This is a genomic window from Archangium lipolyticum, from assembly GCF_024623785.1.
GTDB classification, from domain to species: Bacteria; Myxococcota; Myxococcia; order Myxococcales; family Myxococcaceae; genus Archangium; species Archangium lipolyticum.
In genome coordinates, this window is sequence record NZ_JANKBZ010000036.1 from 59,966 (window position 1) to 81,914 (window position 21,949).

The window sequence follows — 21,949 nt, forward strand, 5'->3', positions numbered from 1 at the left end:
CGGGATGGGAGACAGTGGCGAACCAGTATCAGACCTTCACGCTGACCGAGCCGTCGACGGTCAGGTTCGGTCAGGGGGATAGCTGGGTCACTCGAGAGCTGCCCGCGGGCAGCGTGTATTGCTTCTTCAATCCGGACCCCGCTCCGGGGCGGTTCAAGACGTGCCAGCGCAGCACGCAGCAGGACCCCGTGAGCGAGCCGACGCTCAGCCCCGCGTGTGCCACGTTCTATCCCCCCGACTTCGCGCTCACCAGCACCCGTCAGGCCAACCCCGTTCCCACGGTGGCGAAGCCCGCCAAGGGCGTGGCGGTTTCGGAGCCCACCTACAAGACATGCGTCGTGCGCGCCACCGACCACGCCGCTGACGGCGTAGCGGGCTTTACCCGGAACGACTACTCGCGTCGGCAGGCCTTCAACGCGAACAGCACGAAGCAGCTGGTGTACGCCCTCGATGGCTCCTGGCATGTGTATGACGCCAACACCCGCGTGCGCCTGAAGAAGCTATCGGGCCCGGGTGGCGACGCGGAGCCGCAGTGGCACCCGACGAACCCGGACCTGCTGTACTACCTGCCCACCAATGGCGTCGGCATGACGCTCCACGAGCTGAACGTGTCGACCGGGGCCTCCCGCGTCGTGGGCGACTTTGGCGCGAGGCTGAAGGCCCGGTGGCCGGCCGCGGCGGCGGCATGGACGAAGTCGGAGGGCTCTCCCTCGGCGGACGGACGCTACTGGTGCTTCATGGTCGACACGAGCGACTGGAGCAGCCTGGGCGTGTTCACCTGGGACCGCGAGACCGACACCATCCTGGGCACGTATGACACCCACGGCGAGCGTCCCGACCATGTGAGCATGTCCCCGAGCGGTAACTCGTGTGTGGTTTCCAGCGACGGTGCGCTGGGCACGGTGGCGTTCTCGCGGGACTTCAGCACGAAGACCCAGCTGCACTCGAAGTCCGAGCACTCGGACCTCGCGCTGGATACCAACGGCGACGACATCTACGTGGCCGTCGACTACCAATCCAACGCGGGCGACGTGTTCATGGTGAACGTGCGCACGGGCGTGCGCACGGCGTTGTTCTCGACGTACGTGGGCGGCACCGCGACGGCGTTGCATGTCTCGGGCAAGGCGTTCGCCAGGCCCGGCTGGGTGGTGGTCAGCACCTATGCCGACTACGGCGGCGCCCAGCAGTGGCTGCACCGCAAGGTGATGGCCGTGCAGCTGAAGGCCAACCCGACCATCTACACGCTGGCGCACCACCGCACCGCATCGAACGGTTACTGGACCGAGCCGATGGCCAGCGTCAACCGTGACTTCACCCGGGTGGCCTTCAGCTCCAACTGGGGCACTGGCAGCGCCACGGACGTCGACGCGTACGTGGTCGAGATTCCGGCGGGTGCGTTGAAGTAGAATCGCGGCCCTGGCCAACGCATGAGGGCCTCACGGGGGCCCTCATGTTTCGCTACGTTGACGCCGGGGCGGAGGACCGGGTACGAGCGGCCTCCGAGAGGAGCGGCCATGTCCCGAAGCACTCCGAAGGACTCCGAAGCACTGAGGCGGCGCCTGGAGCGGTTGAGCGCGGCGCTCGGCCCGCCCCCTCCGCCGCGTCCCGTGGCTCCGCCTCCACTCCCGCCGAGAGCTCCGGGCGTGTCCAATGGAGGCGTGGCGCTGGGCGCCGCCCTGGTCGCGGTGGGCATCGCCACCCGCCAGCCGGTGGTGACCCTCATCGGAGCGCTGCTCATCCTGTTCGGCGCTGCGCTGCGCCTCGGTGCCGTGAGGAATGTCTTGAGCACCAGCCTGCCCGCGTCGCTCGTGCAGAAGGACCCGATGCGCCCACACATTGGCATGGGCGCGGCAGTGGCCGAGGACGCGGTCATCGAGCCGGGCGCGACGGTGGAGATGGGCGCGACGGTGCGTGCGGGGGCGGTGGTGAAGTCGGGCGCGGTGGTGCGCATGGGCGCCACGGTGGGACAACGGGCGGTGCTCGAAGCGGACGCTGTCGTCGGTTATGGCGCGGCCGTCAAGGCGGGCGCGACGGTGGGACAGGGGGCCCGGGTGGGCGCGGGCTCCACCGTCAAGGCGGGTGCCCACGTGCCGGCGGGGACACGGATGATGCCGGGGAGCACCTGGTCCCCGGGCATGGGCGCGCGGGCGGAGCCGAAGCCCGCCCAGCCGGCCCCGGTGCAGGACCCTCGAGAGGCGCGCCTGCTCGCCGCGTGTGAGCGCATCGAGGCCGAGCTGCGGCAGGCGCCCGAGCAGGTGCGCGAGTTCCTCGGCGTCTCCTCCGAAACGGCGAGCGGGCTGCGCGAGACGTGCCTGGGGCTGCTCCAGCGCGAGCGCATGCTGCGCCAGGAGTGCTCCCCCGAGAGCCTCGCGTTCCTCGACAAGGAGAAGGCGGAGCTCGAGCAGCGCATCGCCCAGGCCACGGATCCGCTGGTTCGCCAGTCACTCACCCAGGCGGTGGCGGCCATCGACGGCCAGCGCCGCCAGCGCGGACTGATGCTCCAGAACGCCGAGCGCCTCGACGCGGAGCTGACCCGGCTGATGTGGACGCTCGACGGAATGGGCGCGCAGTTGATGCGGCTGCGCACCGCCGGACCCGAAGCCGCGGGGGCGCTGGACGCGGAGGCGCTCCGCTCGGTGCATCAGCTCCACGATGAGATCGACGCCATCGCCGAGGCGCTCGATCATGTCTCGCGCGGAGACCTGCAGCCCATCAGCGCCATCGATGAGACGGACGCCGCGCCTTCCGGGACCCGCTCCCGCGAGCGGACCTAGTCCTCAACTGGGCCAGGCTGGGTGGGGCCGAGCAGAATCGAAGGGGGAGTGCTGGGTCCCCCAGGCGGGGGATTCGACCGCTGCTGTCATCAGGTAGTCATCCACTCATCACGACACGCCGCCACGGCGGCGAACCCACAACCACGAAAAGAGAGTGAAATGAGCAAGCCCTACAGCCGTCTCGAGAGGGATAACGCCGCGGTGTTGCTGGTGGACCACCAGGCCGGTCTGCTGTCGCTGGTCCGCGATTTCAACCCGGACCAGTTCAAGAACAACGTGCTCGCCCTGGCCGACCTCGCGGCCTACTTCAAGCTCCCCACCATCCTGACGACCAGCTTCGAGCAGGGTCCCAACGGTCCGCTGATTCCGGAGCTCAAGGAGAAGTTCCCGGATGCACCCTTCATCCCGCGCCCCGGGCAGATCAACGCCTGGGACAACGAGGACTTCGTCAAGGCGGTGAAGGCCACCGGACGCAAGCAGCTCATCATCGCGGGCGTCGTGACCGAGGTCTGCGTTGCCTTCCCGACGCTGTCGGCCCTCGCCGAGGACTTCGAGGTGTTCGTCGTGACGGATGCCTCTGGCACGTTCAACGAGGTCGTGCGCCACTCCTCCTGGGACCGGATGTCCGCGGCGGGCGCGCAGCTCATGACGTGGTTCGCCGTCGCCTGCGAGCTGCACCGCGACTGGCGCCGTGACATCGAGGGTCTGGGCGCGCTGTTCTCGAAGCACATCCCCGACTACCGTAACCTGATGACCAGCTACAACACGTTCAAGGCAGCCAATCCCCTGACCAAGTCCGTGCCCTGAGCTGGACGCGCGGACGGCCGCGCTACGTGTTGGCCCCTGGGGTGAAGGAGGGGCTGGTGGAGGAGTGCCGCGGCAGGCGCACGGTGAAGGTGGTTCCCTCCTCGGGCGTGGAGCGCACGTCGATGCTCCCGCCATGCGCGAGGACGATCTGCCGGGTGATGAAGAGCCCCAGGCCGAGGCTGCCCTGACCCGCCCCGGCCTCGGGTCCCCGCCGGTAGGGCTCGAAGAGCTTCGCCAGCACCTCCGGTGGGATGGCGCGACCCACGTTCTCGTTGTGCACCTCGAGCAGGACGCTCGAATCCTCGCTCCGGGTGGATACCCGCACGGGCGAGCCCGCCGGGCCGTGCTGGAGCGCATTGCCCACGAGGTTCGTCACCACCTGGGCCAGCCGGTCCCCATCCCACTCGCCCCAGCCCTCTCCGCTGGAGTGGAACGCGATGTGCCTGTCTGGATGGGCGAGCCGCACCTCCTTCACCACGCGCAGGACCTGCTCGTGGAAGTCCAGGGGCCCGCGGTGGGTGGGGATGCCCCGCATGCGTGCCTGGTTGAAGTCGAGCAGGTCCCGGATCATCCGGCCGGCCCGATCCGCCGCCGAGCGGATCCGGTGGGTGGCCTTGGCGGTGTGCGCGTCCAGGTTCCCGCGCTTGAGCAGGCTCGTGGCCGACAGGGTGATGGCGTTGAGGGGCGTGCGCAGGTCGTGGCTGACGATGGCCACCACGTCCTCGCGCACCCGGATGGCCTCCTGGGCCTCCTGGTAGAGCCGCGCGTTGTCCAGCGCCATGGCCGCGCGATCGGCCACGCCCAGGGCCACCTCCTGGTCCGTCGTGGCGCACGTGGGGCGGAACTGGGTCCAGGCGAAGGCGATGACGCCGAGCTTCCGCCCCCTGGCCACCAGGGGCACCATGAGCGCGGATTTCGGGGCAAGCCCCTCCAGGAGGGCCCGGTGCTCCGCGTTGCTGGCGATGGCATCCAGCCACTCGGGGGTGACCTTCGGCACGGCCTGGGGCACGCCGCCCTCCAGGGCCCGGACCACGGGGCTGGTGCTCGCGACCTGGGCCGGGACTGGCTGTGCGCGGTGGATGAGCGCTTGCATCTCCGGGTCCCGGGCCGTGAGCTCCAGCCGGCGCAGCTGCCCGTCCTCCCCCAGCAGGAACAGGACGCAGTAGTCGGCCAGATGGGACACCACCAGCGAGGCGAGACTCTCGAGGGTGGTGTGGACGTCGAGCGACTGGGACAGCAGCGTGCCCACCCGGACGAACAGGGCCTGCGCCTCCTCGGCGCGCTTGCGCGCGGTGATGTCGCGCACGATGCAGGTGAAGAAGCGTCCCTGTGACAGGCGGGTCTCGCTGACGGAGAGCTCCAGGGGGAAGTGGCTCCCATCCTCGCGCCGGCCCCGCACCTCGCGCGTGCCGCCGGGCGCCTTGCACGCCCCTGGCTGGAGATTGCCGCTCGAGAAGGGCTCGGGCACCAGGTGGCGGATGTCGCGGCCGAGCAGTTGCTCGGGGGGATGGCCGAAGATGCGCACGGTGGCCGGGTTGATGCTCTGGATGCGGCCCCACTCGTCGATGGTGAGGATTCCATCCACCGCCGTCTCCAGGATGGCCTCCAGCCGCTGGGTCGTCGCGCGCAGCACCTCCTCGGCCTGCCTCCGCGGTGAGATGTCGCGGGTGATCATCGCGAAGCCTCGCTGGCCTCCCCGCTCGTCGCGCAGGGCGGTGAGCAGGATGTCCGCCCAGAACCGGCTGCCGTCCTTGCGCAAGAGGGGCACCTCCGCGCGGTACTGCCCCTCGGTGGCGGCGAGCCGCAGGGTCTCCTCGGGAACCCCGGCCACCACGTCCCCGGGGAGGTAGAAGAGGGAGATGGAGTGGCCGAGGACCTCCGGCGCCTTCCAACCCTTGATGCGCTCGGCTCCCGGATTCCAGCTCGTCACCCGGCCCTCGGGGTCGAGCATGAAGATGGCGTAGTCCTCCACGCCCTCCACCAGCAGGCGGAAGCGCTCCTCGGTCGCACTCTCGGCGCGCTTGCGCTCCGTGATGTCCAGCGCCGCGGTGGCCACGAGGATGACCTCGCCGGCCCGGTTGCGCACCGGGGAGTGATTGAGGAGCCAGGTGCGCACCTCTCCGCCCGTCCCGGGGGCGGAGCCCGTCACCTCCTGGCCGAAGACCGGCTGCCCCGTTTCCAGCACCTGACGGCGGATGGGCGTGAGCACGGGGGACACGGAGGGCGCGAGCTCGTCCAGGTCATGGCCCAGCATCTGCTCGATGGGACGGCCGTAGACGTTGGCCGTCATCTGGTTGACGCGCACGAAGCGCAGGTCGCGGTCGAGGAAGGCCAGCCCCACCGGGGCGGTGTTGAGCAGGGTGTCCAGCAGCACCAGCGCCTCTTCCGCCTTGAGGCGCTCGCGCACCAGCTCCGTCACCTCCACCACGTGCACGAAGACGCCGTCCACCTGGCCGTCCGGTCCATGCGTGGGCGTGTAGACGTAGTTGAAGAAGGACTCCTCGGGTTCCCCTCCCTCGGGTGGGGTCACCCACACCGGGGCCTCGTTGCCCATGGCCGGATTGCCCGTGCGGTAGACGTTGTCGAGAAGCTCGCCGTAGCCCTGCTCCACGAGCTCCGGAATGGCCTCGCGCAGGGGCTTGCCCACCAGCTCCCGGCCGCCCAGGCGCCGGACGATGAGGGGATTGGCCAGGGTGACGACGAGCTCGGGTCCCTGCAGCACGAAGGCCATGGCCGGGGCATGCTGGAAGAGTGAACCCAGGCGCTCGCGTTGGGCTTCGGACTCGCGCAGCAACCGGGCCCGGGCGGCCTCGGCCTCCTTGCGCTCGGTGATGTCCGTGGAGATGCCGCCGATGGCCGCGGGAGTGCCCTCGTCCCCCGGCAGGGGAAACTTCACGGACAGGTACGTGCGCGGTCCCGAGGGGAACCGCACCACTTCCTCGGCGATGCAGGTCTGGCCGGCCAGGACCTGGGCGTCATGGGCCCGGATCTCGTCGACGTTCGGCCCAGGCCCAGGGAGGATTTCGGAGGTGTTCCGGCCGAGGATCTGCGCGCGCGAGAGCCCCAGCACCTCCTGCAGGTGCCGGTTGGTGATGAAGTGGCGTCCCTCGACGTCCTTGGCGTAGATGGAGACGGGGGCATGGTCCAACAGCGCCTGGAGCCGCGCCTCGTTGAGCCGCTGCGCGCGGGTGTGCTCGTCCGCCGCCTCGGCGATGCCCTGGACGATGAAGGAGGTGAGCGCCCGGTGCTCGGCCGGAGTGACGCGCGTGCCCGTGTCCTCCACCGAGTCGAGGATGCACTCGTGCAGCAGGCCGTACTCCCGCACCAGCACCGGCAGGTCGAAGCCGATGCGCAGGCGCTGGCTGCCGTGCTCCCGGGCCTCGGCGCTGCGCTCCGGTACCGCGGCGGCTCCTGCCTGCCCGGCCCGGTGAAGCACCGTGGTCAGTTCCTGGAGGTAGTCGCCGATGTGGTCCTCCAGCACGCCCTGGGGGCGGGGCGCAGGGGCCAGCTCCTCGCTCAGCCGTTCCACCCAGTGGTGGATGATGTCGTCACGCCGGGCCTCCAGCACATCGGCCAGCGAGGCAGGCGGGGACGTTGGCCGATGCGTCTCGAGATTCACGGCGCTATTCCTCCCCCGAGAGTGGAGATAATGGCTCCCCATCAGATGGGGAAGACGGCCCCATCGGACGGACATAACAACGCTCGGAAAGAGGCGTTCCCCCGGTGGGAGCGGGCGGACATGGAAGGGCATCGCCGCTCGTTCAGGTACCAGGCCGTGGGCGATTCCACCCGGAAGAACGGCGCGTCCAGCATGGACCTCCTGACGGGGTACGTCCGCCAGGAGGCCCTGGTCAGCGGAAGTCGGTCAGATGGCGACGCAATTCGTGTAATTGGAATCACACTGGTAGCAGGTGCCATACCAGCACACGTTGCCCGGGCACCGCATACCGCACCAGCCACAGTTGTTGAGGTCACTCAGGGTGTCGGTACACACCCCGTTGCACAGCTCCTCGCTCCCAGAACAGCTGCCGCTGAGCGTCTTGCTGGTGCCGCCGACCATCTCCTGCTCGCCGGACGTGACCGGCTCCTGCGTGTGCTTCTCCTCGAGCAACTCCGGACCGCAACCCACCAGCAGCGACATCGCGCTCGCGACAACCCAGCGACGTACGACCCATCCTGAACGCATTCGGACCTCGGTATTAGGGGGGAGTGAGGCGTGCCCAGTGTGGAGGCAGCCGATATCACCGGTCAACATCCTGCTCGCGGTCTGGCAGCGATTGAAGGCCTGGTTCCAGACTGGAGCCTGGGTCGCATGGAAGGCCGGGTTCTGGGGCGCGAGGTGGATGGGACTGCGAGAACACCTGGGTCTACTTCACGAACTGGTTCTCGAAGGTGGCGAACTGCGTCTCCATCTTCCACTGGAGGGCGGCGCGCTTGTGGGAGGCGAGGTAGGTCTTGCAGCTGGCCGACGAAGCGGCCTCTCCGAGCTTGTCCTGGGCACAGGCGCTCACCGTGGCCGTGAAGTCATTGCGTTTGGCCCAGAGGCTGCCGCCCTCCACGAAGGCGTGCTCCAGGCTGGTGCGCGCCATCTGCTTGAGCGTCTTGTAGTCGAGCCCCTGGTCGGTGGCGGCCGCGACGTACTCCTGGGTGATGTCCCCGCGCAGGATGCCCGAGTCATCGGTCGCCAGAGCCACCGGCACCTTGTTCTCCAGGTACGAGGCGAGCGGGTGCTGCGCACCCGAGGCGCCGAGCAGGACGCGGTTGGAGGTCAGGCAGATCTCCACCATGACACTCAGGTCGTGCATGTCCCGCAGGAGGTCCGCGGCGCCATCGCCGGCCGTCTCTCCCAGCACGTCCACGCCGTGGCCGATACGCTCCGCGTGGGCCTTCTCCACGGCGTTGCGGATGTGGAAGCGCAGGTGCTGCTGATCCTCGGCCTTGAGCACGGCGGGGATGAGCTCGCCGGCGTGCAGGGCGATGTGGACCGTCTTGCGGCCGACCGTGTTGTCATTGAAGTCATCCAGCGTGCCCAGGGCGAACATCTCGTCGTCGTAGTACGCGAGTGACTTCTCGTTCTCCTCGGGGGACACGAGGTTGACACCCACGAGCTCGGGCACGCGCTGGGCCAGCTCATAGGCGTGCACCCACTGGCCGAAGACGTTCGCGCGCTCCGCCGTGCGGTTGGCCGAGGAGAGCAACCGCACCTCCACGTCACAGCCCGGATCCGCCTCGGCGGTGCCGCACTTGAGCAGCTCCCGGGCGCCCTTCAGGGTCGCCGCGATGCTGGCGGCCTGCCGGTCGATCGATGCCTGGAAGTCGGGCAGCGCGATGAGCTGCTTGCGCCTGGCCAACAGGGTCGCCGCATCCCAGGGGTCCGAGGCGGTGAAAAGCCCCTCGGCGAGCCTGCCACCGGTGCTCGCCCCAAACCCCTGCATCAGCTCCACATAGACCTGGTGGTGCTTGCCGGCGCGCGAGAGGATGTCCGCGTAGCTGTCGTCATTGCGCGAGTCGAGCTGTACCGCGCCGTACTTGCCGAAGGCGTCGAAGAAGTGCTGGTGCGCCTCTAGCAGCGAGCCCGTGTAGTCCTGCATGGACCAGGCGCCCAGTACGGCGTCGTAGAAGGCCGGATCCTCCCAGACGTTGGCCAGGGGCGTCGTTCCGGCCGCGCACGGGTTGCTGGCCACGAAGGTCGTCGTGTTCACGCACGCGCCGTCCTCGGCGCCCCACTTGATCAGGTTCTCGGTGGTGATGGCGCCTGAGGTGTGGCTGTGCAGATCCGCGCCCTTGGGCATGGCGAGCAGGAATGCACCCAGCGCAGCGGGGTCGCCTCGCAGCGACTCCATGTGCTCGTTCACCACATCCTCCCGCGTCGGCTCCACGGGGGGGGGCTGGGGGTTCGGCTTCGCATCCTCGCCGCACGCGCTCATGCCGAGCGCCACGACGACCGCCAATCCAAGATTCTTGTAGTTCATGTGTGCGGTCCACGCGGACGGAAGCGTCGACGTGGGTGTCTCCTCTCGGGATGGCCGAACACCCTAGAAGAGACGCACACACACTCCTCGTGAATTCGACTCCGAGTGTTCTTCACCAGGAGTCCCGGTCATGCCGACCTGGATTTTTTCACCGACCTTGGAGAATTGCGTCCGTCGCCCTGACGGAGCCCCACGATATGCAGCCCCATCCTGGGCGAATGTCTTCTTCACTTGCATGAGGTGTCCGGGACATCGAAATAGCCCCACATGTTGAGGGGGATGCCGTTGACCTGCTTCTTGAAGCACCGGGCGGGGCGGGCAAAGGACCGGCCATTGATGGTGGCGGGCATCTCGGCGCACGCATCCTCCCAGCTGCGATCCTTGATGTCCCAGAGGATGGCGGAGTACTCACGCAGCCCTGCCCCCTTGCACGAGCCCTTGCTGAACTCCCCCCATCGCGGAGTGCACGAAGAATCCGCCACCTCGAACTCACCCCACATGTTGGTTGTCTTCTTGCATCGGAGTGCGTAAGCGCGCTTGCCGTTGATGGTCGCGGGCGTATTGACGCATGCCGTTTCCCAGGGGCCGATGACGTTCCAGATAATGGCGGAGTACTGCCTCTTGCCGATCGCGGTGCAATTGTCCTTCTTGAATTCCCCCCAGTATGGATCGGCCAGGGCAGGCCAGGGCACCACGACCGTGAGCGCCACCACCGCCAGAAGAGAGAGAGGATTCGTTTTCATGTATTGATTCTCCAGGGTGTGAGTGAGCCGAGCGCTGGACTGCCATCTCGGAGGCGTGCCTGGCACGTCCTGCGTGCTCGGTGCAGGACAGATGCCAACGTGACGGCCCCCGGACTTCAGGCATTTGCGCCCCTGAGAACCAGGTCGACACGCCCACTGACACGTCAGCTGACACGCAGCGGGCGCACTGACACGTCGAAGTATAGAGGCCCACGGAGTGAAAGAAGGGCTGGTGGAGAGGGGTGCCGAGTGGCCGAGCCTCACAAACTGTGTCCATTCGTGTTCATCCGTGGGTGTTCTCTCCGCTCAAGCTCAGGCCAATCCGGAAGACGGTTGAACACAGAGGTCGTATACCCCACCCCTATGAAGCTCATCCTGCGTAATGTCCTGGCCGTCATTGCCGGTTTCGTGCTCGGGAGCATCGTCAACATGTCGCTCGTCACCGCGGGCCCGCATGTATTCGCGCTGCCGCCCGGCGTGGACATGAACGACATGAATAGCCTGAAGTCGTCGGCGCACTTGATGCAGCCGAAGCACTTCGTCTTTCCGTTTCTCGCGCACGCGCTCGGCACGCTCGTTGGCGCACTGACGGCGCATCTCATCGCCGCGAGTCATCGCTCGGTGTTCGCCTACATCATCGGTGTGCTGAACCTGGCCGGCGGCATCGCGGCGTCGTTCATGATTCCCGCGCCCACTTGGTTCATCGCGCTCGATCTCCTGGTGGCCTATATTCCGATGGCGTGGCTCGCGAGCAAGCTCGGTCGTACCCTACGTTTGCCGTAACTGGCGTGGGTTGCGCGAGGCGCTGCTGGACCGAGGTGCTGCCGTCACCCCAGGGCGTGGCTCATTTCGTCCTCTTGCGCGCCACCACCTTCTCATAGGCCGCCTGGAGCCCGGCGAGCACCGATGGACCGGTGGTGGGCGCGCCGAGGTGGAGCGCGCGCAGCTCGGCCATGAAGTCCTCCCAGAGAGGCGGGCCGCCTTCTTCCAGGAGTTGCGCGCGGATCGACAGCTCCTCGGAGACGGGGGTGTGACGGCGGCCCCAGGCGCCCATCTGTGCCAGCAAAGGCACGAGCTGGATGGAGGGCTCGGTGAGGCTGTAGATCGCCTTTTGTTTATGGCTCGGATCGTCGCGCCGGGTGAGCAGCCCCACCTCCACCAGCCGCTTCAACCGGTCGGCCAGGATGTTGGAGGCGATCCGCTCCTCCGAGAGCGTGAGCAGCTCGCGATAGTGGCGACGGTTGCCGAACATGATGTCACGAATGACGATCAGGCTCCAGCGATCCCCCAGCATCTCGAGCGTCAGGTTGATCGGGCAACCTGACCGGTGCTCCTCCTGCATCGACTTCATCTCCTCTCGTCACGGGCTGCTTGCAAAATAGGACCAGTTTGGCTACGAGACAACCGATTGCACGGTGCAATCGGTTTTGCCGGGAGAGACGAACATGGCACTGACCCTCTATGCCCATCCCTTTTCGTCGTACTGCCAGAAGGTGCTGATCGCTCTCTACGAGAACGGCACGCCCTTTTCCTTGCGGCTGATCGATCACCGCGACGCCCAGGTGCTCGCCGAGTGGGAGGCGCTGTGGCCGCTCAAGCGCATGCCCGTGCTCGTGGACGAGGGTCGGCCGGTGATGGAGACCACCGTCATCATCGAGTACCTCGGGCTGAATCATCCCGGACCGGTACGGCTGCTCCCCGAGGATCCGCGGGCGGCGCTCCCGGTGCGGATGATGGACCGGTTCTTCGACAACTACATCTCGACGCCGATGCAGGCCATCGTGGCCAACAGCCTCCGCCCGGCCGGGGACCGCGACCCGTACGGTGTCGCCGAAGCCAGGTCCCAGCTGGAACGCGCCTATCGCTGGCTCGACGGTGAGCTGGCCGGGCGTGAGTGGGCGGTGGGGAGCGGGTTCAGCCTCGCCGACTGCTCCGCCGCGCCCGCCCTGTTCTACGCCGATTGGGTCCATCCGATCGCCGAGGCCTTCACCCACGTGCGTGCCTATCGGCGGCGGCTGCTCGCGCGGCCCTCCATGGTCCGAGCCGTGGACGATGCACGGCCCTATCGGTCGTTCTTCCCGCTCGGTGCGCCCGACCGCGACTGAGCTTGCCGCCTGTTCAACAGCCTCTCAGTGGTGGAGCCCAACACCGCCGCGGAACTCGAATTCAGCGGCGGGGGCCCGCTTCATGCCCGAGGCCTACTTCTTCGGGAAGTTCGGGTCGGCCTTCACCTCTTCGATCTGCGCGATGTGCCGCTTGGAGTGCGCGGCCGTGAAGAGCATCCACTGGTAGGCGTCCAGCTCACCCATGGGCGACGGACCGCTGACGTGGCTGCGCAGCTCGCTCTCCGGCGTCCCCTTGACCAGGGTAATGATCGCCTCGCGCTTGGTGTTGAAGGCCTTGGCGGCCTCCTTGGCCGAGGCGAACTTGCTCGCGGGCTGGAGCTTCTCGGGCGCCTTGTGCTTGTTGGTCCGATCCGGAATGCCCTGGAGGATCTTCTCCTCGAGCCCCTGGGTCTTGGCCTTCTGCTCGGCCGTCGCGGCGGGCGTCTTGAGGACCTTGCCCGTGATGTTCTCGGCGAACATCTCCTCGGACAGGGCGATGTGCTCGGCCACCTCCGCGACCGACCAGCGATCCGGCGCGGGCTTGAACTTCCACTGTGCCTCCGAGAGCCCATCGATGGACTTGAGGAAGTCCTTCTGGGTCTGGGTGAGGTAGTCGACGAGGAACTTCGAGTCCTTGGGCGCCGCCTTCGCGGTGGCGGCCGGCTCGGCGGCGAGGACCAGGGTGGGGAGCAGCACGGCGAGGGCAAGCACGGCACGATTCATGGTGTGATTCCTCCGATGGGGAGGCGCACCGTGTAGCGCAGGCCCCTGACATGCTCTGTTGGCGGCCGGGCGAGGCCGCCCAGGCGCGTGCCAGCGAATGACATCCTCCACCCGCGACGGCCATGGCCGCGTTGCCGCGAAAGACGAAGCGCCGCCGCCAACAAGGGCCAGAGCGGCGAGCGCTAGCTGGCAACCCGGGACTCAGTGGGTGAAGCGCTCGACGTCGGCGGTGAACGTGTCGTAGGGGATGCCCGGCCGGGTGCCTCCGAGGAAGAGCACCTGGCCCGTGTGGAGCCGGACGGCCTTGGGCCCATGGCGGCGGGGACCGCTCATGCCGGGCGTGGCCAGCCACGAATTGGACTCGGGCGAGTACAGCACCGACTGGCCCTGCTCGCTGGTGATCAGCACCTCACCCGAATAGAGCAGCGTCGCGGTGGTGTACGGGCCGGGAATGGGCAGGGCGGGACCCGCGGACCACTGCTCGCTGTAGGGGTCGTACACATCCACGGTGTTACCGCCGGTCGAGCCCCCCAGCACCATCACCTGGCCCGAGTAGAGCCGGACCGCGAGGTGATTGCGGCGCCCCTGCGGCAGGCTGGCGGTGGCCGTCCAGGTGTCCGTGGCCGGATCATAGAGCGACGCGGTGGTCAGGGGCGCACCCTCGCCGTAGTAGAAGTAGCCGCCCACCACCAGCACCTTGCCCGAGTAGAGCAGCGTGGCCGTGTGATCCTGGCGGAACTGCGGGTCATCGCGCCTGGAGCTCCAGGTACCCGTCTCCGGGTCGTACAGCTCCGTGCTGTTCGTGATGTACGGAATGCCGTAATAGGAATAACCCCCGAGCGCCAGCACCTTGCCCGAATCGAGGAGCACGGTGAGATGGTGGCCTCGGCGATCATTCAGGTTCCCGGTGCGGGTAAACGCGCCCGTCGCCGGGTCGTACAGATACGACCGGTAGTCCCAGTCCTCGTAGTACTCGTCCGGGTTGGCGTTGACCCCACCAGCGAACAGCACCTTGCCCGAGGGCAGCAGCGTCGCGCTGTAACCGCCCGCCCCCAGCGGACTGTTGAGCCACTGGGTGCGCCACGTGTTCGAATACGGGTTGTACACCTCCCAGTGAGACCCTCCGGTCGAGGCCAGGACCTCTCCGGAATCGAGCACCGTCAGGGAGAAATCATCCCGCAGGGGCGTGGCGGTGGACGCATTCGACGCCCAGTTCCCCACCGTGTCGGCCAGGGCCTGCGAGGCGGACAACAGACCCAGGAGCAGTAACGACAATGCAGTCTTCTTCATGGAACATCTCCTCTGGCTTACTGGTGACTCGTGGGATGGCTGGCGGTCAGTGGAATCTGTCCCTTGAACAACCGGTTGATGTCGCCTACCAGCCGTAGATAGAAGTCCGAGGACACGGCAACCCCATCCGCGTCCAGGCTCAGGAAGTAGTGATGGGTGGGAAGCATCGAGCTGTTCTCGGCGTGTACTCGCGCAGGTCCGGGTAGAGCTCGAAGTTGACGTTGGAGTTGGCGGTCGGCGCGCTGCTGTTCTTCGACCAGTGCACCCAGCCGTTGTTCGGAGACCCATCCCCGGCCGCGTTGAACCAGCCCTGGTACCCGGCGAACAGCTTGCCAACGGCGTCTCCGCCGCTGGCCGTCGCCGCCGAGAACTTGAACCCGTTCAGGTTGAAGAGTCCCCCTGTCCCGGTTCCGGTGAACTTCAGGTACAGGGTGTGCACGCCGCTCACGGCGTTGACGGTGCAGGTCCGGGTGATCCAGGTCTGCCAGCCGCCCGTATTCGGGACCGGACACGTCCCCGCGAGCGTTCCCGTCAGGCTGTCGAGCCGCACCTCGATGTTGCCTCCGGCCCCGGCGCTGGCGACCCCGGCCTCGAAGCTCGTCGCGCCGCCGCCGAAGTCCAGGGTGTTGAACGCGAGGTAGTCCCCATCGTCGATGAAGGCGACGTTCTGACCGCCCTCACTGGACGCCTCCAACTGCATGCCAGACTGGCTGTCATGGCTCGACGCCGCCAGCTGGGTGAGCGCGGAGCGGGGGGGGGTGGAACCAGGGCCATACACCTCGAACTCGGAGACCTGGCCGCCCGTGGCGCCCGAGTTGGCCGTGAAGTTCAGCCTCACGTACCGGGCGCTGGTCGCCGTGAAGTTCAGGGTGACGGTGTTGGCACTCGGGCTGAACGTGTAGGTGGCGGGGGCCAGCACCTGCGTATAGGTGACGCCGTCGGTGCTCTTGAGCACGGACAGCGTCTGCGTCCGCGCGCCCCAGGTCGTCGGCAGCTCGAGGACCACCTGATTGACGCTGTTCACGCCGCGCAGATCCACCCGGATCCAATTGGGATAGGCGTTGGCGGCCCCCTCCCAATAGGTGGCCTGGTTTCCGTCGTTCGCATTCGTCGCGACGTAGACCTGCGTGTAGCTGCCCGCCGTGATTCCTTGCGCATGGAGCCGCAGTGGAAGCTGGCTCTCCCGCACGTCCAGGGCCGGGTCCACATCAGGAGCCGAAGTCAGCTCTCCTTCGGGTGTACAGGCGAGGGCTCCCAGTAACAGCCCTCCGGCGCCCATCCCCAGCCACCCACGGCTTCTCATTTTCTTGAAATTCAAAGCCACTGGTGCCTCCCGAGCGTCACGCGTCTGTCCATGGGCCCGGCCGAGCCCTGGGGGCTCGAATGGATAATCTGTCGAGGACTATTTTTCCATGTTTTTCCTGATTCCATGTCCTGGCGGGTTTCATTTTCTTTGACACCTGTCCGGACCGGACACCTGACCGGGGCTGACCTCACCAAGGGGCTGCGCGCCCGCCGATCTCCGGGAAACGCTCGCAGGCCCGCTTGAGCGCGTCCAGGTGCGATGCCCCACCGCGCTCGGACGCCCTCCGCTACATGCTCGAGCATCTCCGCGGAGATCCTCCACGCCAGATGAAGCCCGGGGAGCGCTCTCTCCACCTGAATCCATATCCACAGGCCTCCGCGATGCTGCGCTCTTCCTTGAGGTCTTCAATCTCGTCCTTGACCGTTTGCTCCTGGATGAAGTCACTGCAGGTGCGGCAGGGAGTTGTGGGTCGAGGCTTGGCCAGGCTCAACACCACGCCAGTCGGGGCGGGCCCTGCGCCGGGGCCAGCTTCGTAGGCCGCATGGGCAGTCCCAGGTGCTCCAGCCCGTTACACTGCTCAGCTTTGTTCTCGGGCTTGCAGTGCTCCTCGCCGAGCACTCCCTCTTCGGATGACCCACACGCCTGATGTGTAGAGTGGTCCCGTGCAGATCCCAGGGCACGTCGTCCTCATCCTGTGGCTCCTTGGCGGCGGAGTGCCTTCGCTCCCGGCGCTGCCCATCCTCGCTGGCGCCATCGCCCCGGACGTGCCCATCGTCATCCTCTACCTGCGCGAGCGCTACCTCCAGGGCCTGCCCGAGGAGCGCAGCTGGCGCGAGCGCTACCAGCGCCCCTTCTGGCTCAACCTCATCCACGGCGCCCACTCGCTGCCTCTCTCCCTCGCGGGTGCGCTTGGAGGCCTGGTGCTCGGCTCGGCCGCAGTGACGGCATTCTTCGCCAGCGTCTTCCTCCACGCGCTCGCGGACCTTCCCGTCCACGCCGAGGACGCCCACCGCCACTCCCTCCCCTTCAGCCACTACCGCTTCATCAGCCCCATCTCCTATTTCTCCACGTGCACCTCCAGGTTTGTGGCCCGGAGGTCTCACGTCGCGGCCCCTCTCGTCACGACAGGGCCCGGCGAGCAGTTACGGAGAGGTTCTCGGGGGCTTGCCCCGCCGTTGCGTGAGATGTCGCCCGGGGTGATGGTCGGGATGATGTGCCGGGCGTTTGGCTGACCCTGTTGATCCAAGGTGATACCGTGGGCATTTCAAGGCGACTCGCGCGGATGTCCGAGCTCCTGCGGTTGCTGAGGGTGTTTCTGCCAGTTCTTTCGGGATGCAGCATCAATCAGTACCAACCCAGCCACTTCCAATTCACCACCATCGTCGAAAAAACCGAAGCAGGAGCAGATGGCTGGCGTGCCGCGTGTATCCATGCAACCGTAGTAAATAAATCGACCTTGGAGCCTTATTTCTGCAAGTTCGGCGTGGGAATGCCCATCGCGACCGAAAAGTTTGGATGGATGTCCGAGCCGCTTGCTCAGCGAATCGCCGCCGATTGTGCCAACGAGGCTTTGAGGGAGGTGATCGCCTCCCCCGTATCTCCACTTCCTGGCCTCGTCTGTAAGCAATTCACGGGCACCTTCAACATCGTTTTGAATCGCGCCGTGCTTGGCTCGAGAGTGACAGCCTGGTGTGAAGAGGAAACAAAGCCCATCCGAGTTGATTTCTAAGCCCATGCCAATTTCATCGGAAGATTTGCTTTCTGTCGTTCGGAAATACTGGCGTTCGGACCATGAATTTGATGGCAAGCTGGAGAGGAGCCCCGAGCTAAAGAGGTTCCAGGCTTTGTGGAAACAAGAACTCAAGAAGCTGGAGCAATGGCGCGTGCTTATGCGAGAGCTCAGGGAGGCGCTTCCGCAATTCCAGATCGGACATGCCACGGCCACCTCTACTTCCTGTTTCCGCTGTACCGTGTTTACGGATCGGCAGCCCGTGGAGGCGGGTCATGAAAATGGGCCGCGGGAGCGCCGCTGGGGGGTTGTCGGCTGCCTCAGCATCCTGGCGCCTGTCTATACGGTATATGGCCTGCAGTACGACTACAAAGGTAAAGACGTGATCGCCGCCAAGGTCTTTTTCGATCCGCTTCCGCCCGAGATGCAGGCGCTCGCAGAAGTTGTTGGCAGGAAGATCGAGGCGATGTTCGGGGCTGAGGCCCTTCCTCGCGAGATCGCCGAGACTCGAATCCCGCTCATCGTGGATCTACTGGAGCCGCCTGCTACCACGCTCTTTCATGCGCTCTTCGCGACTGATCCTGAAAACGTGGCTGTGTAGGCAACATCGAGGAGCCTCCGGCGCTGCCCCCCTCCTGACTGTCGCCCACCCCATGGGCGGGCGTGCCATTGACGTAAGCGTGAAGACAGGGCCTCTTTCCCTCAAGGCTGCCTTGGCCAGTGCCACACGCATGGTGGGCGACAAGGCCAGGAATCACCGGAGCCGAGTCCGCGGGTTCGATTCCCGCAGCCTCCACTCTTCAGCTCTGTGACGGGGCCATTGAATCCGGTCACTTCGAGTCCACGGGCCTGTCCCCCGGAGTCCCCTCCCGTCTTGGAGACATGCTGGAGCGCCTGGGGCTGCCCACGCGGCGTGCGAAGCGGGTCGCCACCGATGGGCCGGTGGTGGGAAGGTACCGGTCTTCGAGGCTGAGCAGGGCCCGGTGGAGCCAACGCCCAAGGAAGAGGCAGCTTCGCCGGCCCGGTCGCCTGAAACGGCGCGCGAGGTTCCAACGGAGGCTCCACCGCCCGAGCAGGAAGTGGGTCCGGTATCGAAGTCACAGAGAGAGCCTGCGGCTGCTGGTCGCTCCAGGCGCGCAAGGTGGCCCCTGGTCCTGCTCGCGGGCCTGATCGTAGTCGGCCTTGCCTTGTGGCTGGCGCGCTCCACACTCGCGCCCCTACCCGAGGCGCTGCCGCCCGGGTCTGGCCGTTCCGAGAAAGGAAGCCCACCCGTGTCCACCTCTTCCCCCTCCACCTCCTCGAGTTTCCGCGTCGCCTGGCTGTGCGCCGTTGTCGGCATCGGCTGTCCTGGTGCCCAGGTGAAGCCCCCGGAGCCAGAGGACTGCCCCAGGGAAGCGGCCGAGGCCATGACCCGGGAGTTGAAGCTTCGGACGCCCAGCCCTCTTTATGCCGTCGTGGACATCAACCAGCCCGGCGACGCCAGCGAGGCAGGTGTCTACCAGGATGGACCCGTCATCGGACGTATCACAGAAGGGAGACGGCAACCTGCCCGTGGGGACGCTGCTCCACGGACGCCTCTGGTCGGGGCCTGGTATCTACGAGCTGGAGGGGGATGAGAAGGTCCCGGCCGTCCTGGGCCGCTACACGCTGGCCGTGCTGCCCGATGGGCGGAAGTACCCCGTGTGCATCGTGCTGGGAGAAACGGACGGGCGGGTGGCCAAAGTGGAGGGCTCCAAGCCCGGCGCCGCCGTGCTGGCGCGTGAACTGCCGGTGAGCCCCGTCTGGCGTTGGCCCTGAGCCCAGGGCCCCGAAGAGGCCCGGCGAAGACTGTCTGCCGCCTCCGAATCCTCCGTGCCCCACCTGTGGTGTCGCCATGGGCCACGGCGTTCCGGACCCATATTGGCTCGACGCCGCTTCACTGCCGCAGCACGTGGACATCTTCCGGCTGGCCGACGCCTCGACGCTCATCATCGCCAACGAGCGTCTGGTGGACGCGGTGCGCCGCCTGGAACTGGACGGGGTCGTCTTCAAGGATCTGGAGGTTCGCTGAGCCCTCACTTCAGCCCTGCAACTCCCGCAGAGTCACCGAGGGCGGCGCGTCCAGCACTCGCCGGGTGGCGAACATGCCCGCGCTCACCGCCGCCAGCACGCCCAGCCCGCCACCCACCACCAGCCGCCAGTCCGCCTGCCACGGCAGGTTGAACACCTGCGTGGCGATGACCCCGGCCAGGACCGAGGCCGCGCACGCCGCGGTGAGGCCCGACAGCAGGCCAATGGCCGCGAACTCCGATGCCAGGTGGTGGGTGGGCCCTGAAGAGTGGGGGCGTGCCTTCAACCCCGAAACCACCTCACGGCGTTGCGCGCCCGCCGATGTTCGGGAATCGCTCATAGGCCCGCTTGAGCGCGTCCAGGTGCACGGGGTTGTCCAGGTCGAGCGGGGCCTCGGTGAGCCTCACCACCCACCCACCGGTTGCCGTCCGCCGGGCCCGCGCCCGCAGCTCGGCATCGCGCGAGGGATCCGGAAAGCCGATGGCCTGCGCGGCGGCCGTCGACCAGTAGTTGAGCCACCCCAGGTACTCTGGAATCTCGGGCGAGCGGATCTTCCATGGGAGCTTCAGCGATGACAGCCCGAGCGGCGGCTTCTCCGGCCCAGACAGCTTCGGGCCTGTCTGGTCCGAAACGACACTCATCACGCGGGACGGGACCATGATGCCCCACCGCGCTCGGACGCCCTCCGCTACATGCTCGAAGGTCGCGCTCCCTGCTCGGGTGCGGCATGGCGCCTGGGCCGATCTCCAGCCGCGTCACTCCCAGCAGCAACCCAGGAACAGCACTGGCACCGGCAACACCACAGGTAGACAGGAACGTGCGGCAGAGTGCTTGCCTTGAGCACTGTGCGTGGCTTCGGTAGCATCGACACTCGCCCAGGAGAGGTCCATGTCAGAAAACAATCAGCACGGATTTCTTTCGCGGAATGGACGAGGACAGAGTTACCGCGTTTGCGCGGATGACACCCTGGAGACGATTGCCGACAAACACGGTGTCACGGTGGCGGCGCTGAAGGAACTCAACGGCGTTCAGAATTCAACGCGGGTCTGGGTTGGACAGGTGCTCCATCTTCCGCTCGGCGCTGACGAATCCTCATCGCCACAAGCCAGATCCACCGTCGGCAAACGACAGGCGGGCCAGACCCAGCGAACCTGGATTGGCAAGATCCTGCCCTGGAGCGTGGCGCTGCGCCGCGAACCCCGCCGGAATTCCCGGGCACCCTATCAAGGCATCCTGGCCGACCTTCCCCGAGACACCCGGGTGACGGTCGTCGGCCATCAAGGAGGATGGCTGCGCGTCGAGACGCTGTTCCGCGGGAGGAAATTCGCGGGCTACGTGTCACAGGAGTTGGTCGAATACGTCTCGGAGAGCGCTCCCCAGCACCTGAAAGCTCCGCCGGCCAACCTGACTCCGCCCGCCGACGTTCCACCGGCCATCTGGCACATCCGCACGAGCAGCGACTTCGTCCACTTCGTCGAGGAGGTCGAGCGCGAGTATCCCAAAGCCCTTCCGCCGGAGATCGCGACGGAAATCCGCCAGCTGTGGTTTTCCGACCAGAACTGGGAACTGCTGGTGGCGGGCAGGGGGGTATATGACGCAGCGGGCAAGGCGGTGGACATCGAGACCAGGCCCAACCCGATCGCGCAGAAGTTCGACATGAAGGACCTGGCGCCGCGTGCTGGCGGAAAGCAGATCAGCACCAGTATGGGTCAGGTAGACATCGGCCACGTCATGGCCGGCATCGATGGACGGTTGAATGGCTTTCCGCCCGCCTACCCCTTGGCTTTCCTCAGGGAGAAGGGGCACGACGGTGTCCAGGCCCATCGCAAGTACGAGACGCTCAAGGCCGCGAGTGGAGGGGACGCTCGCGATTTCACCACCTGGGCCGGAGACCTGGGGCAGGCTTATGCCGAATACCTGCTGAGCAGGTACGTCCAGGGACATTCGACCGCAACCTTGCCTGCGGCCTTGGCGGCCAAGGCCGCCGACGCGCAACTCCTCGGTGACATCCACGGCTATATCGCCGTCGAGGTTCACAACAGCGTACCGGCGGCGCGAAGGCCGTCGGGCGGTGACAAGGTGTCGAACATCCTCCGGAGCATGTACCTCGTGGACGAATCCGTGAGGGGCAAGACGTTCCAGGATTATGTGGAGCAGGTCTCCGGCAAGCGGGGAAACGCCGCCCTGCGCAGCTTCATCCGGGAGCGTACCCTCGCCTTCGCTCAGCCGTGGTTCGCCAAACAGGCCTACGCGCACCGGGGCTATTGGTCGAGCAGCGGATGGTTCCCCGATGGCATCTGGAAAAATCTCACGGATGAGTTCGACACGCTTCACAAAAAGAATGAGTCGTCGGCGGCTCCAACGGACAAGCTCGACAGCCTCGTAGACAAATTCATGCTCATGCTCTCAGGGCAACTGAAGTGAGCCCCCCTCCCAAGTACGTCACGGTGG

At 66.7% G+C, this 21,949-nt stretch carries 22 protein-coding genes and 2 pseudogenes; 11 read left to right on the top strand and 13 right to left on the bottom strand.

From position 1 onward, the window contains the following. Positions 1-14: 14 nt before the first annotated feature. From NR810_RS43960 to ycaC, 3 genes are all read left to right on the top strand, one after another. The gene (locus NR810_RS43960) at positions 15-1,406 is read left to right on the top strand and encodes a hypothetical protein (RefSeq protein WP_257461511.1); all 1,392 of its coding nucleotides are present in this window, start codon (positions 15-17) and stop codon (positions 1,404-1,406) included. Between the two features lie 108 nt (positions 1,407-1,514). Continuing rightward, on the top strand, positions 1,515-2,774 hold the full coding sequence (locus NR810_RS43965) for an LbetaH domain-containing protein (protein WP_257461513.1): 1,260 nt from the start codon (positions 1,515-1,517) through the stop codon (positions 2,772-2,774). Between the two features lie 159 nt (positions 2,775-2,933). After that, on the top strand, positions 2,934-3,581 hold the full coding sequence (ycaC, locus tag NR810_RS43970; protein ID WP_257461514.1) for an isochorismate family cysteine hydrolase YcaC: 648 nt from the start codon (positions 2,934-2,936) through the stop codon (positions 3,579-3,581). 22 nt (positions 3,582-3,603) lie between these two features. Here ycaC and NR810_RS43975 read toward each other — a convergent pair whose 3' ends face one another. From NR810_RS43975 to NR810_RS43990, 4 genes are all read right to left on the bottom strand, one after another. Then, complete coding sequence (locus NR810_RS43975) at positions 3,604-7,200, bottom strand: PAS domain S-box protein (RefSeq protein WP_257461516.1); 3,597 nt, start codon at positions 7,198-7,200, stop codon at positions 3,604-3,606. A gap of 246 nt (positions 7,201-7,446) precedes the next feature. Beyond that, positions 7,447-7,767 (bottom strand): hypothetical protein, encoded by a 321-nt coding sequence (locus tag NR810_RS43980; RefSeq protein WP_257461517.1) that lies wholly within the window; start codon positions 7,765-7,767, stop codon positions 7,447-7,449. Positions 7,768-7,948: 181 nt separating this feature from the next. Next, positions 7,949-9,553 (bottom strand): amidohydrolase family protein, encoded by a 1,605-nt coding sequence (locus NR810_RS43985; RefSeq protein ID WP_257461518.1) that lies wholly within the window; start codon positions 9,551-9,553, stop codon positions 7,949-7,951. 227 nt (positions 9,554-9,780) lie between these two features. Continuing rightward, entirely contained in the window at positions 9,781-10,296 is a 516-nt protein-coding gene (locus NR810_RS43990; RefSeq protein WP_257461520.1) for a hypothetical protein, read from the bottom strand. 363 nt (positions 10,297-10,659) lie between these two features. On the opposite strand from NR810_RS43990, the gene NR810_RS43995 reads away from it, so the two are divergent. Then, positions 10,660-11,079: a hypothetical protein gene (locus NR810_RS43995; RefSeq protein WP_257461521.1), complete on the top strand. Its 420-nt coding sequence runs from the start codon at positions 10,660-10,662 to the stop codon at positions 11,077-11,079. Between the two features lie 61 nt (positions 11,080-11,140). Here the strand turns inward: NR810_RS43995 and NR810_RS44000 are convergent, their stop codons facing one another. Continuing rightward, positions 11,141-11,638 carry a winged helix-turn-helix transcriptional regulator gene (locus NR810_RS44000; RefSeq protein ID WP_306819032.1) on the bottom strand — a complete coding sequence of 166 codons (498 nt, stop codon included), beginning with the start codon at positions 11,636-11,638 and terminating at the stop codon, positions 11,141-11,143. 103 nt (positions 11,639-11,741) lie between these two features. On the opposite strand from NR810_RS44000, the gene NR810_RS44005 reads away from it, so the two are divergent. Further along, positions 11,742-12,401 (top strand): glutathione S-transferase family protein, encoded by a 660-nt coding sequence (locus NR810_RS44005; protein WP_257461523.1) that lies wholly within the window; start codon positions 11,742-11,744, stop codon positions 12,399-12,401. A gap of 93 nt (positions 12,402-12,494) precedes the next feature. Here NR810_RS44005 and NR810_RS44010 read toward each other — a convergent pair whose 3' ends face one another. The 6 genes and pseudogenes from NR810_RS44010 to NR810_RS52945 all read right to left on the bottom strand — a co-directional run bounded on the left by NR810_RS44010 (position 12,495) and on the right by NR810_RS52945 (position 16,216). After that, positions 12,495-13,124: a DinB family protein gene (locus NR810_RS44010; protein WP_257461524.1), complete on the bottom strand. Its 630-nt coding sequence runs from the start codon at positions 13,122-13,124 to the stop codon at positions 12,495-12,497. A gap of 201 nt (positions 13,125-13,325) precedes the next feature. Continuing rightward, entirely contained in the window at positions 13,326-14,414 is a 1,089-nt protein-coding gene (locus tag NR810_RS44015) for a Kelch repeat-containing protein (RefSeq protein ID WP_257461525.1), read from the bottom strand. Between the two features lie 17 nt (positions 14,415-14,431). After that, complete coding sequence (locus tag NR810_RS44020) at positions 14,432-14,581, bottom strand: hypothetical protein (RefSeq protein WP_257461526.1); 150 nt, start codon at positions 14,579-14,581, stop codon at positions 14,432-14,434. Then, positions 14,554-15,717: a carbohydrate-binding protein gene (locus tag NR810_RS44025; protein WP_257461527.1), complete on the bottom strand. Its 1,164-nt coding sequence runs from the start codon at positions 15,715-15,717 to the stop codon at positions 14,554-14,556. Before NR810_RS44025 ends, NR810_RS44020 begins: the two co-directional genes overlap by 28 nt. Before the next feature lie 190 nt (positions 15,718-15,907). Next, positions 15,908-15,976 (bottom strand): annotated as a pseudogene (locus NR810_RS44030) (DUF5953 family protein); the annotation flags it as partial. A gap of 30 nt (positions 15,977-16,006) precedes the next feature. Next, positions 16,007-16,216, bottom strand: a complete 210-nt coding sequence (locus tag NR810_RS52945; RefSeq protein ID WP_407653895.1) for a DUF6310 domain-containing protein — start codon at positions 16,214-16,216, stop codon at positions 16,007-16,009. Positions 16,217-16,382: 166 nt separating this feature from the next. On the opposite strand from NR810_RS52945, the gene NR810_RS44035 reads away from it, so the two are divergent. From NR810_RS44035 to NR810_RS44055, 5 genes are all read left to right on the top strand, one after another. Beyond that, a complete protein-coding gene (locus tag NR810_RS44035) occupies positions 16,383-16,952 on the top strand; it encodes a hypothetical protein (RefSeq protein ID WP_257461528.1) in 570 nt (189 codons plus the stop codon). A gap of 50 nt (positions 16,953-17,002) precedes the next feature. Next, on the top strand, positions 17,003-17,449 hold the full coding sequence (locus NR810_RS44040; protein WP_257461529.1) for a hypothetical protein: 447 nt from the start codon (positions 17,003-17,005) through the stop codon (positions 17,447-17,449). Between the two features lie 4 nt (positions 17,450-17,453). Beyond that, positions 17,454-18,050: a hypothetical protein gene (locus tag NR810_RS44045; RefSeq protein WP_257461530.1), complete on the top strand. Its 597-nt coding sequence runs from the start codon at positions 17,454-17,456 to the stop codon at positions 18,048-18,050. Positions 18,051-18,952: 902 nt separating this feature from the next. After that, complete coding sequence (locus NR810_RS44050) at positions 18,953-19,246, top strand: hypothetical protein (RefSeq protein WP_257461531.1); 294 nt, start codon at positions 18,953-18,955, stop codon at positions 19,244-19,246. 34 nt (positions 19,247-19,280) lie between these two features. Next, the gene (locus NR810_RS44055) at positions 19,281-19,499 is read left to right on the top strand and encodes a double-CXXCG motif protein (RefSeq protein WP_257461575.1); all 219 of its coding nucleotides are present in this window, start codon (positions 19,281-19,283) and stop codon (positions 19,497-19,499) included. A gap of 9 nt (positions 19,500-19,508) precedes the next feature. Here the strand turns inward: NR810_RS44055 and NR810_RS44060 are convergent, their stop codons facing one another. Continuing rightward, complete coding sequence (locus NR810_RS44060; protein ID WP_257461532.1) at positions 19,509-19,784, bottom strand: hypothetical protein; 276 nt, start codon at positions 19,782-19,784, stop codon at positions 19,509-19,511. A gap of 13 nt (positions 19,785-19,797) precedes the next feature. Then, positions 19,798-20,196, bottom strand: a pseudogene (locus NR810_RS44065) (DUF5953 family protein); the annotation flags it as partial. A 190-nt stretch (positions 20,197-20,386) separates the two neighbouring features. Between NR810_RS44065 and NR810_RS44070 the strand changes: the two are divergent. After that, on the top strand, positions 20,387-21,922 hold the full coding sequence (locus tag NR810_RS44070; RefSeq protein ID WP_257461534.1) for a LysM peptidoglycan-binding domain-containing protein: 1,536 nt from the start codon (positions 20,387-20,389) through the stop codon (positions 21,920-21,922). The last annotated feature ends 27 nt before the right edge of the window (positions 21,923-21,949 follow it).

Coding starts and splice junctions, on each gene's coding strand:
- NR810_RS44050 (WP_257461531.1), top strand. CDS start 18,953: ATGGACCCGTCATCGGACGTATCACAGAAGGGAGACGGCAACCTGCCC.
- NR810_RS44015 (WP_257461525.1), bottom strand. CDS start 14,414: ATGAAGAAGACTGCATTGTCGTTACTGCTCCTGGGTCTGTTGTCCGCC.
- NR810_RS43990 (WP_257461520.1), bottom strand. CDS start 10,296: ATGAAAACGAATCCTCTCTCTCTTCTGGCGGTGGTGGCGCTCACGGTC.
- NR810_RS43980 (WP_257461517.1), bottom strand. CDS start 7,767: ATGCGTTCAGGATGGGTCGTACGTCGCTGGGTTGTCGCGAGCGCGATG.
- ycaC (WP_257461514.1), top strand. CDS start 2,934: ATGAGCAAGCCCTACAGCCGTCTCGAGAGGGATAACGCCGCGGTGTTG.
- NR810_RS44045 (WP_257461530.1), top strand. CDS start 17,454: ATGCCAATTTCATCGGAAGATTTGCTTTCTGTCGTTCGGAAATACTGG.
- NR810_RS44005 (WP_257461523.1), top strand. CDS start 11,742: ATGGCACTGACCCTCTATGCCCATCCCTTTTCGTCGTACTGCCAGAAG.
- NR810_RS44025 (WP_257461527.1), bottom strand. CDS start 15,717: ATGAGAAGCCGTGGGTGGCTGGGGATGGGCGCCGGAGGGCTGTTACTG.
- NR810_RS44020 (WP_257461526.1), bottom strand. CDS start 14,581: ATGCTTCCCACCCATCACTACTTCCTGAGCCTGGACGCGGATGGGGTT.
- NR810_RS44010 (WP_257461524.1), bottom strand. CDS start 13,124: ATGAATCGTGCCGTGCTTGCCCTCGCCGTGCTGCTCCCCACCCTGGTC.
- NR810_RS43995 (WP_257461521.1), top strand. CDS start 10,660: ATGAAGCTCATCCTGCGTAATGTCCTGGCCGTCATTGCCGGTTTCGTG.
- NR810_RS44000 (WP_306819032.1), bottom strand. CDS start 11,638: ATGCAGGAGGAGCACCGGTCAGGTTGCCCGATCAACCTGACGCTCGAG.
- NR810_RS44070 (WP_257461534.1), top strand. CDS start 20,387: ATGTCAGAAAACAATCAGCACGGATTTCTTTCGCGGAATGGACGAGGA.
- NR810_RS43985 (WP_257461518.1), bottom strand. CDS start 9,553: ATGAACTACAAGAATCTTGGATTGGCGGTCGTCGTGGCGCTCGGCATG.
- NR810_RS44040 (WP_257461529.1), top strand. CDS start 17,003: ATGTCCGAGCTCCTGCGGTTGCTGAGGGTGTTTCTGCCAGTTCTTTCG.
- NR810_RS43965 (WP_257461513.1), top strand. CDS start 1,515: ATGTCCCGAAGCACTCCGAAGGACTCCGAAGCACTGAGGCGGCGCCTG.